The sequence below is a fragment of the Psychroserpens sp. SPM9 genome (assembly GCF_025153525.1).
Lineage (GTDB): Bacteria > Bacteroidota > Bacteroidia > Flavobacteriales > Flavobacteriaceae > Psychroserpens.
This window is the reverse complement of the sequence record NZ_JANZNR010000003.1, coordinates 406,134-422,167: the sequence shown is the minus strand read 5'-3', so window position 1 is coordinate 422,167 and position 16,034 is coordinate 406,134. Positions and strand designations below refer to the sequence as shown.

The window sequence follows — 16,034 nt, the reverse complement described above, 5'->3', positions numbered from 1 at the left end:
TTCGGAAGATTAATAAGAAAAATAGTACAATCTATTTCTTTTCAACTAAAAACTTAGTTATATTTATCATTAAAACAATTAAACTCAAAAACATGTATCAAAAACCATCAACAAAACTCATGCTTAGCATGGTTGTGGCCTTCGTTATGTCTACCATTTCTTTTGCTCAAGAAACCACTGTAGAGAAGAAAGAAATTTCGGCTGCCGAAGAAATTCCAATGAATCCAGATGTCAAAACGGGCGTACTTAGTAACGGTCTCACCTATTACATTCAAAACAACGGAAAACCTGAAGACAAAGTAGAATTACGTTTAGCTATAAAAGCCGGTTCCATTCTGGAAACAGATGATCAAAAAGGCTTAGCGCACTTCATGGAGCATATGAACTTTAATGGGACTACCAATTTTAAGAAAAACGAGCTGGTAGATTACCTGCAAAGTATTGGTGTGGAATTTGGTGCCGATTTGAACGCCTATACAGGTTTTGATCAAACCGTTTATATCCTTCCAATTCCTAGTGACGATCCAGAAAAGCTGGATAAAGGATTTCAAATTCTTCAGGATTGGGCTGGCGGCGCTTTATTAACCGAAAAAGATATTGATGAAGAACGTGGTGTTGTTATCGAAGAATACAGAACACGTCTTGGCGCTTCAACCCGAATGCAATCAAAATATCTTGATAAAATTGCCTATAATTCTAAATACGCAGACCGCTTACCTATCGGAACCAAAGAAAATCTGGAAACGTTTAGTTATGAAAGTCTGAGAAACTTCCAAAGCGATTGGTATCGTCCAAATTTAATGGCTGTTATCGCTGTGGGTGATTTAGATGTTGAAACCCTTGAAAAAAAGATTAAAGAAAACTTTTCAGGTTTAAAAAATCCAGAAAATCCGAAACCTAGGGAAGAATTTGGATCCGATAACCACGAAGGTACTTTCGTTGCGATTGAATGGGATGAAGAAGCTACCGGAAGTCAGGTTCAAATTTATTACAAAGATAAAGGCGCTTCTAAAAAGACCCGAACTGTAAAAGATTACAGAGACAATATGGTCGAAAGCCTTTTTACAGGAATGATTAATAATAGATTACGTGAATACAGCAACAAACCTAATCCGCCATTTATTTTCGGATTTTCGTATCACGGAGGAATTATTGGAAACAAAGATGCTTATCAATCGGTAGCACAAACCAATGAAACCGGACAATTAGAAGCTTTAAAAACTTTGTTAGAAGAAAATGAACGTGTAAAGCGTTTCGGATTTAATGCTTCGGAATTGGAACGTGCAAAAAAAGATTATTTAGCAAGATTAGAACGTGCATACAAAGATAGAGACAAACAAGAATCTGGCAGATTAGTGAATTCATACATTCAAAACTTCCTTCAGGAGAGTCCGATGCCAAGTGTAGAATGGTCTTATAAATTTGCTGAAGCACAATTACCAACTATCAAAATTGAAGAAGTTAACGGTCTAATTAAAAATTTCTTGCACGACGATAATCGTTTGGTGGTTTTAACAGGTCCGAAAAAAGAAGGACTCACAAAAGTAACCGAAAAGGAAGTTATTGATTTACTAGACAGTGTTAAAAACAGTGACATTGAAGGTTATGAAGATGAAGCGGTACGTTCAGAATTAATGCCAAATAAACCAACAAAAGGTAGCATTACAAACACTGAAGTTAATAATCAAGGTCAAATTAATGAAACAACAACCTTAACACTTAGTAATGGCGCCAAGGTTATTTACAAAAAAACCGATTTTAAAAATGACGAAATTCTTTTTGAAGCCTTTAGTTATGGAGGAACGTCGTTATACGCTGACGATGTTTTAAAAGAAACAGCTAGTGCCAATGGTGGTTTATTTGAAGCTGGAATTGACGGTTTAAAAAAGAACGACATGACTAAAGTTATGTCTGGTAAAATCGCAAATGTTCGTCCATATATTGGATCTTTAGATGAAGGTATGCGAGGTGCAACAACGCCTAAAGACATGGAGACCATGTTTCAGATGATTCATTTGTATTTTACAAAATTAGACAAAGACCCAGAAGCGTTTCAGTCGTATATCAGTAAACAAAAAGCATTTTTAGGAAACATTTTATCAAATCCAAATATTTCATTTTCAATTGCTTTAGGTGAATTTTTAAACGAAGGAAACCCAAGATATACAGGCTTTCCAGATGGTGAAGCTTTAGACAAGGCTAATTACGATTTAGCTTATGAAAAGTTTCAAGAACGTTTTGCAAATGCAGGAGATTTCAACTTTTATTTTGTAGGGAATGTTGATGCTAGTCAAATTGCAGAGCTAGCTGAAACCTATATCGCTTCATTACCAGGAACAGCAGCAAAAGAAGCGTACAAAGTACCATCATTTAGACCAAAATATGGTGCGCAAGAATTTATCTATAACAAAGGTTCAGAACCTAAAAGTCAGGTCAACCTTATCTTTAGAGGTGAGACCGAATATGATGTAAACGAAGCCAGAGCTATGAACGCTTTAGGTGAAATTTTAAGCATCAAGCTTATTGAAAAACTAAGAGAAGATGAAGGTGGTGTCTATGGTGCTGGAGCCCGAGGTTCGATTAGAAAAATACCTTACGGAACTTTTAACTTTAGTATTTCTTTTCCATGTGCACCTGAAAATGCGGAAAAACTTGCAGCTGCTGCCATTGCCGAACTTCAAAAAATTATTGATAACGGTCCGGAAGCAAAAGATTTAGACAAAGTGAAAAAGGCCTTATTATTAACACGTAAAGAACAATTAGAACAAAACCGTTTCTGGTTATCTACAATTAAAAATGCAGATTACAACCAATCAGATATTGATAATGTGATAAATTATGAGGCAAATATTAATGCTTTAACTACTGAAGACATTCATAATGTTGCCAAAAAATATTTACAAGATGGCTATTTAAAAGCGATTCTTTTACCAGAAGAAAAGTAGATTTTAAGTCCATTCATAAAAAGCAGCGGTAAAAGGCTGCTTTTTTTGTGCAATACTGTTAACAACTTACATTTTATAAAGTCATAATAAATCGTATTTTTGAGCTTAATTAAACCAAATCATTAATGGGTAAAATCATTGCAATTGCCAATCAAAAGGGAGGTGTTGGTAAAACAACAACTTCAGTGAACTTAGCTGCATCTTTAGGCGTTTTAGAAAAAAAAGTATTACTTATAGATGCCGATCCACAAGCTAATGCAACGTCTGGTCTTGGTATTGACGTCGAACAAGTTGAAATTGGAACCTACCAGTTATTAGAACATACAGCTTCAGCCGAAGAAGCGATTATAGAAACCGATTCGCCAAACGTAGATATCATTCCGGCGCATATAGACCTTGTAGCGATCGAAATTGAACTTGTAGATAAAGACGAACGCGAGTATATGCTTAAAAAAGCAATCACACATCTTAAGTCTGCTTATGACTATATTTTAATAGATTGTGCGCCTTCTTTAGGCTTGCTAACACTTAATGCTCTAACGGCTTCGGATTCGGTTATTATTCCAATTCAATGTGAATACTTTGCTTTAGAAGGCTTAGGAAAACTTTTAAATACTGTAAAAAGCGTTCAAAAAATCCACAATAAGGATTTAGATATTGAAGGCATGTTACTCACAATGTTTGACCAGCGTCTACGCTTATCAAATCAAGTTGTGGAAGAAGTCCAAAAGCATTTTAGTGATATGGTTTTTGAAACGATTATTCAGCGAAATGTAAGATTAGGTGAAGCACCTAGTTATGGTGAAAGCATTATTAAATATGATGTTAGTAGTAAAGGCGCCACAAATTATTTAAGTTTGGCAAAAGAAATTATAAATAAGAATGTATAATGGCGAAGGCAACAAAAAAACAGGCACTAGGTAGAGGTTTATCGGCATTGTTGAAAGACCCTTCAAATGATATTCAATCTGCTCAAGATAAAAATGCAGATACTATAATTGGTAATATCGTTGAATTAGATATCGATGCTATCGAAATTAATCCCTTTCAGCCACGAACCAATTTTAACGAAGAAACTTTACGCGAGCTAGCGTCTTCTATAAAAGAATTAGGCGTTATTCAACCTATTACAGTTCGTAAACTGGAATTTAATAAGTTTCAGCTTGTTTCTGGTGAACGTCGTTTTAGAGCTTCCAAATTAATTGGTCTCACGACAATTCCTGCCTATATAAGAATCGCTAATGATCAGGAATCTTTAGAGATGGCTTTGGTTGAAAACATCCAGCGCCAGGATTTAGATCCAATCGAAATTGCCTTATCCTACCAACGTTTAATTGACGAAATTAGCCTCACTCAAGAGCAAATGAGCGAACGTGTTGGAAAAAAGCGTTCTACAATCGCCAATTATCTTCGGTTACTAAAATTAGATCCTATCATTCAAACCGGAATGCGAGACGGGTTTATTTCTATGGGTCATGGTCGTGCGATTATTAATATTGAAGACCAAAATGTACAGCTGGATATTTATGAGAAGATTATTTCTGAAAAACTATCGGTAAGAGCCACAGAAAGTCTGGTTAAAAATTACCAAAACCCTTCAGCAAAAAAAACGTCTGAACCTCAGGAACTCCCTAAATTTGTTAAAAAAGGCATAAAAGAATTTTCAGAATACTTTGGCCATAAAATTGCCGTTAAAGTAGCAAAGAATGGAAAGGGACAAATTACCATTCCGTTTCATTCCGAAGAAGATTTTAACCGCATTAAAAAACTCGTTCAGCGTGCCAAATAAATTAGTATATAGTTTATTCATTACTCTCGTATTTAGTTGTTTTTCATTTTCGCAGGAAGATAAAACACCTCAAGATGTAAAAACCGATTTAATTGTCGTCCAGGATTCAATAAAAACAAAGCGTGAACCTATCAATGTTTTAGCGCCTTCTAAAGCGGCCTTCTACTCTGCTGTACTTCCGGGTTTAGGACAAGCTTACAATAAAAAATATTGGAAAATTCCTCTCGTTTATGCTGCGATTGGGATTCCTGCATATCTCTATGTCAAAAATGATAAGGATTATGACTTGTATCGTGATGCTTATAAAAGACGTTTGGCTGGATTTCCTCAAGGTTCTGATGGTGATCCCTTTCCTAATGTTTCTGATGACGGACTCATACGCGCGCAGCAACAGTTGAGGCGTAACAAAGAATTGGCGTTGTTGATTACCATTGGTATGTATGCCTTAAATATTATTGATGCCAATGTAGATGCGCATTTACTTCAGTTTAATGTCGATGAAGACTTGTCTTTTAGACCACACGTCAAGTACAACCAAATGGAAAATACTACAGATTTGGGGATCACTTTGAATTTTAAATTCTAAATTATGAATATCGCACTTTTGGGCTACGGAAAAATGGGAAGAGCAATCGAAACTATTGCCAAACAACGTGGTCATACTATTACCCTTAAAGTATCCAGCGCTACAGAAAATTACACATTGGAAGGGATTGATGTTGCTATAGATTTTAGTTTGCCGTCCTCGGCTGTGGCTAATATTTCTACATGCTTAAACCATAATACGCCTGTTATTTCGGGAACTACCGGATGGTTAGAGTCTTATGAATCTATGGTGGCTTTATGCAAAGAAAAAAATGGGTCTTTTTTATATGCGTCCAATTTTAGTTTAGGGGTAAATATCTTTTTTGAGCTGAATAAAACCTTGGCAAAATTGATGGCTAAGCTTCCAGAATATACGGCTTCAATGGAAGAAATTCATCATACCGAAAAACTGGATGCACCAAGTGGAACGGCCATTACGCTTGCTGAAACTATTATAGAAAGATCCAATTATAAAAAGTGGACCTTAGATGCGCCAAAACAAAATGAGATTGGTATTTTAGCAAAACGTATTGAAAATGTGCCTGGAACTCACGAAGTTAATTACAACTCTGAAGTTGACAGTATCCAAATTAAACATACAGCACATAGCAGAAAAGGATTTGCTTTGGGAGCTGTTATTGCAGCAGAATTTATTCATGACAAAAAAGGCATATTTACAATGAAAGATGTCTTAAATATTAGTTAATTTGCCTAGAGTATATAACGTTTTTAAATACTTTTCAACTCACTAAGAAACCAATCAGGATTATGACTATTACACAGTGGTTAATTTTTATTCTAATCATCCAATTCGTTCACGGATTAGGAACATGGAAACTATATATTAAAGCAGGACGACAAGCATGGGAAGCATTTATTCCTGTGTATAATGCCATCATTTTGATGAAAATTATTAAACGTCCTTGGTGGTGGACTATCCTATTATTTGTTCCTATTGTGAACTTAATTATGCTACCTGTGGTTTGGGTAGAAACCTCTAGAAGCTTTGGGAAAAATGAATATTTAGATACGTTTTTAGCTGTTGTCACTCTTGGGTTTTATAATTACTACTTAAACTATGCAACCGATGTTAGCTATGTAGAAGACCGAGATATCAATCCGAAATCAAGCTCTGGTGATTGGACCAGTTCAATTTTATTCGCTATTGTTGCTGCTACGGTTGTGCATACTTACTTTATTCAACCGTTTACAATTCCGAGTTCTTCGCTTGAAAAATCATTATATGTTGGCGATTTCTTATTCGTTAGTAAATTTCATTATGGCGCACGTATTCCTATGACGACTGTGGCTGCACCTATGGTACATGATACTATTCCTGTATTAAATGTTAAATCGTATGCTTTCAACGATAATTTTGAAGAACGAAAAACTTCTTTGATCAATAAATTGCAATTGCCTTATATGAGGATTCCCGGATTTGAATCTATTGATCGCAACGACATTGTGGTATTCAACCAACCAGCAGATACGCTTCTCGATATGAACGATTTTACACCAGATCGAAATTATTATAAGCCTATTGATAAAAAAACCAATCTGGTTAAACGCTGTGTAGGTGTTCCTGGAGATTCCTTAGAAGTTAGAAATGGTGTGGTGTACATTAACGGACAAAAAAACACATTGCCCGATCGTGCTAAGCTTCAGTTTAGTTACTATGTGGAAGCCAAAAACAGAACCTTCGATCCTAACGAATTAAAAAACCGTTATGATATCACCGATCAGATGGTGCTTCTTAATGATGGAAAAACCTATTATTTTTCAGCCATTACTGATGAAGCTTTAGCGCGTTTTAAAAACCATCCTAATGTTGCCAAAATCACTCCTGCTGCCAGCGAAAAAGGCGTGAGAGATGAAAGAGTATTTCCTCATAGCCCACAATACAATTGGAATTATGATAACTTCGGACCAATTTATATTCCGAAGAAAGGCGCAACGATACAATTAAACCTAGAAGTATTGCCTTTATATAAACGTTTAATTTCTGAATACGAAGGCAAAAAAGTTACCACTCAAGGCAATCAAATTCTTATTGAAGGACTAGCTTCCGCAACCTATACTTTTGACAATGATTACTACTGGATGATGGGAGATAATCGCAATAATTCGGTAGATTCTCGTGGCTGGGGATTTGTTCCTTTTAATCATGTGGTTGGAAAACCTGTATTTATCTGGATGAGTTGGGACGGACTTAAAAATCCGCGATGGGAACGCTGGTTTACAACTGTTGGTGGTAATGGAGAACGTACCTCTTATCTTATTCCTTTTTTAATTTTATTAGCAGCATGGTTTGGCTTTAGTAAATGGAGAAAAAAGAAAAAAGCCAACTAATTTAAAATTACAACCATCATGGACGATTCGCTTTTAGAAAGTCTTTTAGAAGCTTTAGAAGTTTCCCCCGGAAATACGCCTCTAAGACTGCAAGTTGCCAAAATATATATGACTAATTTTAACTATGATGAGGCTGAGTTTCATCTGGTTAAAATTATAGATAAAGATGATAGTAGCGAGAATAAATATCTACTCGCTAAGTGTTATTTCGAACAAGGGAAATACAATTTAACCGAAGTTATTCTTGAAGAACTTCTTGAACAGAATGACAGCCGTATAGCCTATCAAGAATTGTATTGCCAATGCCTCATGAAGCAAAATAATCATGCCGAAGCTTTAGAGGTATACAAGTCCATTTTAGAAGACCATCCTAACTATTCAAATTCAGAATTTGAATCTGTATTCAAAATAGCAACAACAGCAAATGACGATGACTTTTTTGATGAAGATGCGACCACATTCCTAAAAAAACCAACCGTTAATTTTTCTGATGTTGGTGGTATGGAAAAGGTAAAAGAAGAAATCGATTTAAAAATAATCAAACCCCTACTCCATAAAGATTTATACAAAGCCTACGGAAAAAAAATAGGTGGTGGTATTTTATTATACGGTCCTCCGGGTTGCGGAAAAACCCATATTGCCAGAGCTACAGCTGGAGAAATCAATGCCAATTTTATCAATGTTGGTATTAACGACATTTTAGATATGTGGTTGGGGAATTCTGAAAAGAACCTCCATGAAATTTTTGAAGCGGCCAGAGACCATAAGCCTTGTGTTATTTTTATAGATGAAATCGATGCGCTAGGAGCCAATAGAAATGATATTAATAAAACGGCTGGACGTACCGTTATCAATCAGTTTTTATCAGAATTAGATGGAATAGATTCTAATAACGATGGCATTTTAATTTTAGGAGCCACCAATGCGCCTTGGTATATTGATCCGGCTTTTAGACGACCTGGTCGTTTTGATCGCATCATTTTTGTGGCACCACCAGACGCTGAAGCCAGAAAATCTATTTTTCAAATTCAACTAAAAGATAAGCCTGTTAAAGACATCGATGTAAGTTTACTCGCTAAAAAAAGTGCTGAATATTCTGGAGCCGATATCAAATCCAGTATAGACATTGCCATAGAGTCTAAACTCATGGAATCATTTAAGGATGGTATTCCAAAGCCTTTGGTGACTAAAGATCTTATCAAAGCATTTTCTAAAATGAAACCTTCCACTAAAGAATGGTTTAATTCTGCTAAAAATTATGCGCTTTATGCCAACGATTCTGGTTTATACGATGATATTTTAAGCTATTTAAAAATCAAGAAATATGATGGAAAGCGCTAATCTGCAAAGAGGAATTCAGCTTTTTGAAATCGGACGATACAAAGAGGCCATCCCTTATTTTAAGTCGGCCATTTCCGAAGACACTGATGATTTTTATGCAAAATTCTTATTAGCCAATTGCCTTTTTCAAACTGATGCGATTGATAAAGCCTTTCATCTCACTTTAGAGTTGAGACGTGTTCAGCCCAATAATGGTGACGTCTATTTTTTATTATCACAGCTTTACCTTCATAAAGAAGATGATAAAGAAGCTTTAATGAGTATCAATAAGGCGATAGAACTCAACCCTTACGACGAAAACTATTTTGGGCAAAAGTCGTACATCTATCTCTATCAGAAAAAATATACTGAGGCTTTAGATTTTGCAAATGAAGGCTTGCGAATCAATGCAAAAAGTACCTTTTGTTTAAATGCTCGAACAACAGCTTTAACCAAACTTAATCGTAAAGATGAAGTTGTCGATACTATAAGTGATTTATTAAATGATAATCCGGAAAACGCCTATTCTCACGCTAATGCAGGCTGGAGTTATTTAGAAAATAATAAAACACAAAAAGCATTAACGCATTTTAAAGAAGCATTAAAACTCAATCCCAACCTGGAATATGCCAGAAGTGGTATGCTTACTGCTGTAAAATCGAAAAATAAGATTTATAATCTCTATTTGCGTTATGCGTTTTGGATGAGTAACAAATCGCAAGCCAATCAATGGGTATTTATCATCGGAATTTATCTGGTGTATCGCTTTTCCATCAAGGCATTATCGGCCACAGGAATGACTTATTTAGCCATTCCTCTTATCATTGCATACTTATTGTTTGCTTTAGGAAGCTGGATTATGGATCCTTTATCTAATATGCTTCTGCTATTTGATAAGTTTGGTAAATTTCTACTCGATGAAAGAGAAAAACTAACCGGACAAGTCATGTTCGGCTTATTACTGGCATCATTAATCATGTTCTTGTGTTCTTTAGTGATTGCTGCTGATGGCTTTGTACTGATGAGTCTTACTTTTTTGGCTGCCATTTTACCGCTTACGAGAGGTTTTTCTTCGGAAAAACAAAATCCGAGACTCGTTAACATTGCCTATGGTTCACTCATGATTTTAATTGCGCTTGTAGGAACCTTAATGGGTGTACCTTTTGGAACTATCGGACTCATTGTTGGTATTATGTTTATTGCATATACCTGGCTTGGCAACTTTATTTCTGGCTTATGACAACGCTTTTGCATCCTGTGTATTTCCCTAACATTGCACATGTTGTTGCTATGGTTCAAGCCGACGATTTGGTTTTTGAAGTTTGTGATAATTACCAGAAGCAAACCTATAGAAATCGCACCTCTATTTTTGGAGCTAATGGTAAATTAGATTTAAATATTCCTGTTGTTTACTCTCAAAAAAACAGACAATTATATCAAAATGTTGCCGTTTTTAACACTGAAAACTGGCAAACCCAACACCTCAAGTCTTTAGAATCGGCCTATCGCACATCGCCTTTTTTTGAATTTTATATTGACGATTTAATGCCGTTATTTGAAATGGAAGTCGATACTATTATGGATTTCAATTTTAAATGTATTGAAGTGATTTTTGACTGCTTACAAATTCCCTTATCCTACACAACAACAGAACACTTTGACTTAGCGCCTAAAAATGTGTTAGATGCCAGAAGTTTAGCCAATAGCCGAAAAGAAATTGAGCAAAATTTCAAACCTTATGCGCAAATGTTTGATGATAAACACGGCTTTTTATCTAACTTAAGCATTCTCGATTTGCTTTTTAATGAAGGCCCAAATACAGAAATGTACTTAGAGTCTCAACAACTAACTCTCTAATGGTACAGCCCATTTTACATTACGGCATTCATTTTGTTTTTCCCTTGCTAATCGCTTTCGTTTGTTTTAGAAAAAATTGGCTAAAAGCATATACTATTATGGCTTTGGCAATTATAATTGACCTTGATCATTTACTCGCGACACCAATTTTTGACCCAACACGTTGTAGTATTAATTTTCATCCGCTTCACTCCTATTATGCTATGGGAATTTACCTTGTATTAGCCCTTATAAAAAAAACGCGTTTAATAGGAATCGGTTTGCTCATTCATATGCTTGCCGATGTGGTTGATTGTTGGATGATGTGATTTAAGACCTTACTAATAGGAAATATTACTTCAGTTTTACTTTTGCCATCACAGGATAATGGTCTGAGTATTTCACGTCAAAAGTTTTAAAGGCATTGATATCAAAACCTTCATCGACGAGCACAAAATCTATTCTCACAGGGAAAAACTTAAAATCAAAAGTACGTCCGAAACCATTACCTGCCTGCTTAAAAGCATCTTTTAAATCTCCCTTTATTTCTTTATACACATAAGAATAAGCAGTATTATTAAAGTCACCACAAATAATCATTGGGTAAGGTGATTTGTTTTTGTGCTGTAAAAATAATTCTGTTTGTGCTTGTTGCATTTTAAACGTCGTACTTACCCGTTTGAATAAATTCTCAGAATTCTCTTTAGATAATTTCTCAACTGTTGGATCGATCCCAGAAGATTGTAAATGCACATTGTAAATCCGAATCGTATCTCTTGCCGCAACAATATCGGCAAATATGGCATTATTAGAGGTCTTCGGAAATTCTATCGATCCAGAATTAATTATAGGAAATCTGGTAAAAATCGCTTGGCCATTCTTAACCTTCTGTCCCGAAAGTTCTTCATATTTATAGTAGCCTTCAAGTTTGATGTCCTCATCTGGTCTGTACTCCTGCATACATAAAATATCAGGCTTTTTTTCAGAAATAAAACTGGAAATATGTTGTTTTAATTGCGGATCGTCAATCCAGTCGAAAGCATTAAATAGTCTGACATTATAATTCATTACAGACAAGTTTTTACTGTCATCAATATTTGTAGACGATGAAAACTTGTACAATGAAAACACGTAGTTATAGCCAATAATTAAAACCACGAGCGACACTAATAATTGCTTTTTCACTTTAAGCAACCAGTAAATAGCGAATAAAATATTGATGATAATTAAAAACGGAACTGCTAAACTTAAAACCGAAAGAAAGGCAAATTTTTTAGGTTCTAAATAAGGTAATAAATAAGATAAGAGCAACGCAAAAGCAACCAACGAATTGATGACAAATATAAGTTTCTCAAATCTTTTGAGTTTTCGCATAGTGCTTAATCCTTGCCTGCTTTAAATAAGAATGCTTTTTCTTCTTCTGTTAAACTTTCGTAACCGCTTTTACTGATTTTATCTAAAATTAAATCGACTTTCTTCTGCTTATTAAACTCATTAAACTCAGCTTTATTATGACCAGCTACTTTAGACTTTCCACTTTTATGAACCGTTTTTAATGAGGTTTTAGAACTAAATAATTGACTAAACCAATCCAGTAGATTTTGAAAACTCTTACTTATATCTCGGCCTTTCTCTAACTGATAGGTCATAAAATACCCGAAAAATGCACCACCTAAATGTGCTAATTCGCCTCCAGTATTTCCTAACGGAATAGAAGACAAAAACAACAAGGTGTACAATCCGGCAATGACCCAAAGCGGAATTCTAAGCATTCCAAATAAATTGAAAGTGTAATTAGGCGCTTTTGCAGTTGCACCAAACAGAACCGAAAACACCGAAGCCGAAGCCCCTACTAAATAGGTGTTTTGATCAACTAATGCAGGAAATACATTATAGGAAATAGCAAAAATTAATCCGGCAAATAAACCACCAAGAATGTAATAACTCACAAACTGTTTGACATTAAAAAAGGTCAAAAACACCCTTCCGAAGAAATACAAGCCAATCATATTTCCAAAGAGGTGCATGAACCCAAAATGCAAGAAAAAATAGGAAAAGAACGTCCATGGCTTAAAAACCATCTCCTTAAAATCCGAATGAAGCGCAAACCAATCCGCTACAAAATTATTGAAACTGCCTTTAGTTGCTAAAAAATAAATCGCTCCAATGAGCGCTATAATACCAAATACAAGGACATTAATGAACATATACTTTTCATTAATTGCCCAAAGCTTATACTTATATTTTAGATCTTGAATTAAACTCATCGATCCCAACGATTTTTATTAAACTGATTTTTTTTCCAATACCAAGCCATCAATAATCCGGTAGCTGCACCACCAACATGAGCCACATATCCTGTATTATTTCCTGCTAATAACGGACTTCCCATAAAGAATGCCGAGATAAGGTCTGCGCCAACCATTCCAACAACCAGATATTTAACTTTGACAGGAATTGGAGGGAATAACAATATAAATTCTCTGTTAGGGAATAAAAATCCAAAAGCCGTTACCACACCCATCACAGCGCCTGAAGCACCTAAAGATCGTTTATGAAAAATTTCAAACAATTCCTGTAACTTAACTTTTTGAGCTTCAGTTACCGTCGTTAGTATTTCATTTTGTGTTAGCATGGTTTTAATTTGAACCTTCGTCAATCCATCATTAATCAAACTTTGCTCTAAAGGAATATAGTGAATATAGTCAATAATCATTGGCAATAAGGTCGCTCCTAATCCGGCAGAAATATATAAAAACAGAAATTTAGATTTTCCTATAGCCAATTCTAAACCTACTCCAAAAAAGAACAATAGTAACATGTTTCCAATAAGATGATCTGGACCAGCATGCATAAACATATGCGTTATAATTTGCCAGGGTTTGAATAGGTCATTCTGCGGAAAATAAATCGCAAACCAATCTAAAAACAAATGACCACCGCCAATAGTTAATGCACCAATGAGAATGATCACATTTATAATAATAAGATGCTTTACAGTGTCTGTGATTCTAAACATTACATAAATTTTTTGTCAAAATCATCAACACTCATGGTGATGAATGTTGTTCGATTAGTAGGTGAAACCGATGGTTCTTTACAAGCAAATAAACTATTAACCAAATGTTCTTGCTCTTGACGTGTAAGTGATTGCCCTGTTTTTATGGCTAAACTCTTCGACATCGATTTTGCCAATAAATCGGTAGCACTAAAATTACTATCGGGAACCTCTTGTTCAACATCGCTCAACAATTGCTCTAAAATGATAGATACTTCGCTTTCAGGAACATTTATGGGTACGCCTGTTATTTCAATCTGATGAGCCCTAAAAGCCGAAAACACAAAACCTGTATGCTCTAAATCCTCCTTTAACTCTTTAAGGTGTTCCATTTCTACGGAAGAAAATTCTAAGACTAACGGAAAAAGTAATTGCTGACTCACCGCTTCTTTTACTGTAAGGTGTTTTAAAAATCCTTCATACAAAACCCGTTGATGTGCACGATGCTGATCTAAAACCATCATTCCCGATTTTATGGTACTAATGATGTATTTGTTATGAAACTGATAAGTCGTCTGATTGGTTTCTACAGAAGTTTCTTTTGTGAAAAGTGATTTGGTTTCTGGTTCGCTTTCAAATTCAACTTCACTAAAATTCAGGTCTGTTTTGGTGCCTTTAGATTCTAATCCTACATATAAACTTTCCCATTGAGCAGCGGGTTCTTTTTTATAGGAGTTTGATGAAAATCCGTTAGCTTTTGAAACGGTTCTTTCATCTTGAAACGGATTAAAAGAACGATCCACATCAACACGAGGCGTTGCCGCATTTTTATTTTTGTAATCGTAAGGTGTATCCAAATTCATGTCACGCTCAAAATCCAACACAGGAGCAATATTAAATTGGCCTAAACTATGCTTAACAGAAGAACGTAAAATAGCGTACAGTGTATGCTCATCATCAAATTTTATTTCGGTTTTTGTCGGATGAATATTAATATCGATGGTTTTAGGATCTACCGTTAGATTTAAAAAATAACTAGGATGACTCCCATCTTTTAACAAGCCTTCATAGGCAGAATTAATCGCATGATTGAGATAGGCACTTTTAATAAATCGGTCATTGACAAAGAAAAACTGCTCATTTTTTGTCCGTTTCGCAAATTCGGGTTTCCCAACAAAACCTGAGATTTTTAAGACTTCGGTTTCTTCTTCAACAGGCACTAATTTTTCATTCGTTTTTCCGCCGAAAATATTAACAACACGTTGTCTGTAATTACTCACGGGAAGATTAAAATTCTCACTTCCGTTGTGATACATTACAAATGCAATATTTGGATGGGCTAAAGCCACACGATGAAATTCGTCAATGATATGTTTGAGCTCGACATTATTAGATTTCAAAAAATTACGTCGCGCTGGAATATTAAAAAATAAGTTTTTTACTGCAATCGAAGTGCCTTTAGGCGTCACAGTCACCTCTTGAGATTTGATAGTACTGCCTTCAATTTCCAGAAGTGTTCCTAATTCGTCTTGCGCTTGTTTAGTTTTCATTTCCACGTGAGCAATCGCAGCGATGCTGGCTAATGCTTCACCTCGAAACCCTTTGGTATTAAGGCTGAATAAATCTTCGGCAGTTCGTATTTTAGAGGTGGCATGACGTTCAAAACTCAATCGTGCATCGGTGGTACTCATGCCTTTACCGTTATCAATAACCTGAATTAAGGTCTTACCTGCATCTTTAACAATAAGTTTTATAGTATCGGCATTTGCGTCGATAGCGTTTTCCAGCAACTCTTTAACAACCGAAGCTGGTCGCTGTACAACTTCACCTGCTGCAATTTGATTCGCAACATGATCGGGTAACAATTGAATAATGTCTGCCATTAGCGCTTTAGGGAGAATATGGATAAATCGAAATCAATAATAAACATAAAGACCAAAATTAATAGTCCGATAATAATAAGCACCCGACGATTAGCGCCAGTTTTGTCTGCATTATACTTATAATCTCCAACAGCATTGTTAAGTTTCGTTTTTAAACCTTTATTATTTCCGACGGTAACTCTGTAATCGTCAAACTTGTGCTTTAATTCATAAGGGTTGCCTTCACCTTTGTAGTAACGCGGTTGGTAGTTGTATTTTTTGTTTTTCCTTGTGCTTAAAATTCCCATAATGCTATGATGTTTCGTAGTGAGTTAAAATATACCATATTG

15 protein-coding genes are annotated in these 16,034 nt (G+C 35.3%); 10 read left to right on the top strand and 5 right to left on the bottom strand.

Annotated elements, in window-relative coordinates:
• The first annotated feature begins 92 nt into the window (after nt 1-92).
• From N4270_RS08225 to N4270_RS08180, 10 genes are all read left to right on the top strand, one after another.
• On the top strand, nt 93-2,945 hold the full coding sequence (locus N4270_RS08225) for a pitrilysin family protein (RefSeq protein ID WP_260096547.1): 2,853 nt from the start codon (nt 93-95) through the stop codon (nt 2,943-2,945).
• A gap of 125 nt (nt 2,946-3,070) precedes the next feature.
• Nucleotides 3,071-3,835 carry a ParA family protein gene (locus tag N4270_RS08220; protein WP_260096546.1) on the top strand — a complete coding sequence of 255 codons (765 nt, stop codon included), beginning with the start codon at nt 3,071-3,073 and terminating at the stop codon, nt 3,833-3,835.
• Nucleotides 3,835-4,734 carry a ParB/RepB/Spo0J family partition protein gene (locus tag N4270_RS08215; RefSeq protein ID WP_260096545.1) on the top strand — a complete coding sequence of 300 codons (900 nt, stop codon included), beginning with the start codon at nt 3,835-3,837 and terminating at the stop codon, nt 4,732-4,734. Before N4270_RS08220 ends, N4270_RS08215 begins: the two co-directional genes overlap by 1 nt.
• Nucleotides 4,724-5,320, top strand: a complete 597-nt coding sequence (locus N4270_RS08210; protein WP_260096544.1) for a DUF5683 domain-containing protein — start codon at nt 4,724-4,726, stop codon at nt 5,318-5,320. Before N4270_RS08215 ends, N4270_RS08210 begins: the two co-directional genes overlap by 11 nt.
• 3 nt (nt 5,321-5,323) lie before the next feature.
• Entirely contained in the window at nt 5,324-6,025 is a 702-nt protein-coding gene (dapB, locus tag N4270_RS08205) for a 4-hydroxy-tetrahydrodipicolinate reductase (RefSeq protein ID WP_260096543.1), read from the top strand.
• A gap of 62 nt (nt 6,026-6,087) precedes the next feature.
• Nucleotides 6,088-7,668, top strand: coding sequence for a signal peptidase I (lepB, locus tag N4270_RS08200; protein ID WP_260096542.1), 1,581 nt, complete (start codon nt 6,088-6,090; stop codon nt 7,666-7,668).
• A gap of 18 nt (nt 7,669-7,686) precedes the next feature.
• Nucleotides 7,687-9,009, top strand: coding sequence for an AAA family ATPase (locus N4270_RS08195; protein WP_260096541.1), 1,323 nt, complete (start codon nt 7,687-7,689; stop codon nt 9,007-9,009).
• Nucleotides 8,993-10,228: a lipopolysaccharide assembly protein LapB gene (locus N4270_RS08190; protein WP_260096540.1), complete on the top strand. Its 1,236-nt coding sequence runs from the start codon at nt 8,993-8,995 to the stop codon at nt 10,226-10,228. The genes N4270_RS08195 and N4270_RS08190 overlap by 17 nt, the downstream gene beginning before the upstream one ends.
• Entirely contained in the window at nt 10,225-10,845 is a 621-nt protein-coding gene (locus N4270_RS08185; RefSeq protein ID WP_260096539.1) for a WbqC family protein, read from the top strand. Before N4270_RS08190 ends, N4270_RS08185 begins: the two co-directional genes overlap by 4 nt.
• A complete protein-coding gene (locus N4270_RS08180; protein ID WP_260096538.1) occupies nt 10,845-11,153 on the top strand; it encodes a DUF6122 family protein in 309 nt (102 codons plus the stop codon). Before N4270_RS08185 ends, N4270_RS08180 begins: the two co-directional genes overlap by 1 nt.
• A 25-nt stretch (nt 11,154-11,178) precedes the next feature.
• On the opposite strand, the gene N4270_RS08175 is transcribed toward N4270_RS08180, so the two are convergent.
• The 5 genes from N4270_RS08175 to N4270_RS08155 are packed head-to-tail and all read right to left on the bottom strand — an operon-like array spanning nt 11,179 to nt 15,992.
• Nucleotides 11,179-12,198: an endonuclease/exonuclease/phosphatase family protein gene (locus N4270_RS08175; RefSeq protein ID WP_260096537.1), complete on the bottom strand. Its 1,020-nt coding sequence runs from the start codon at nt 12,196-12,198 to the stop codon at nt 11,179-11,181.
• A 5-nt stretch (nt 12,199-12,203) separates the two neighbouring features.
• Nucleotides 12,204-13,091, bottom strand: a complete 888-nt coding sequence (locus tag N4270_RS08170; protein WP_260096536.1) for a rhomboid family intramembrane serine protease — start codon at nt 13,089-13,091, stop codon at nt 12,204-12,206.
• On the bottom strand, nt 13,088-13,843 hold the full coding sequence (locus N4270_RS08165) for a rhomboid family intramembrane serine protease (RefSeq protein ID WP_260096535.1): 756 nt from the start codon (nt 13,841-13,843) through the stop codon (nt 13,088-13,090). The genes N4270_RS08170 and N4270_RS08165 overlap by 4 nt, the downstream gene beginning before the upstream one ends.
• The gene (mutL, locus tag N4270_RS08160; RefSeq protein ID WP_260096534.1) at nt 13,843-15,705 is read right to left on the bottom strand and encodes a DNA mismatch repair endonuclease MutL; all 1,863 of its coding nucleotides are present in this window, start codon (nt 15,703-15,705) and stop codon (nt 13,843-13,845) included. Before mutL ends, N4270_RS08165 begins: the two co-directional genes overlap by 1 nt.
• Nucleotides 15,705-15,992, bottom strand: a complete 288-nt coding sequence (locus tag N4270_RS08155; RefSeq protein WP_260096533.1) for a riboflavin synthase subunit beta — start codon at nt 15,990-15,992, stop codon at nt 15,705-15,707. The genes mutL and N4270_RS08155 overlap by 1 nt, the downstream gene beginning before the upstream one ends.
• Nucleotides 15,993-16,034: the final 42 nt, after the last annotated feature.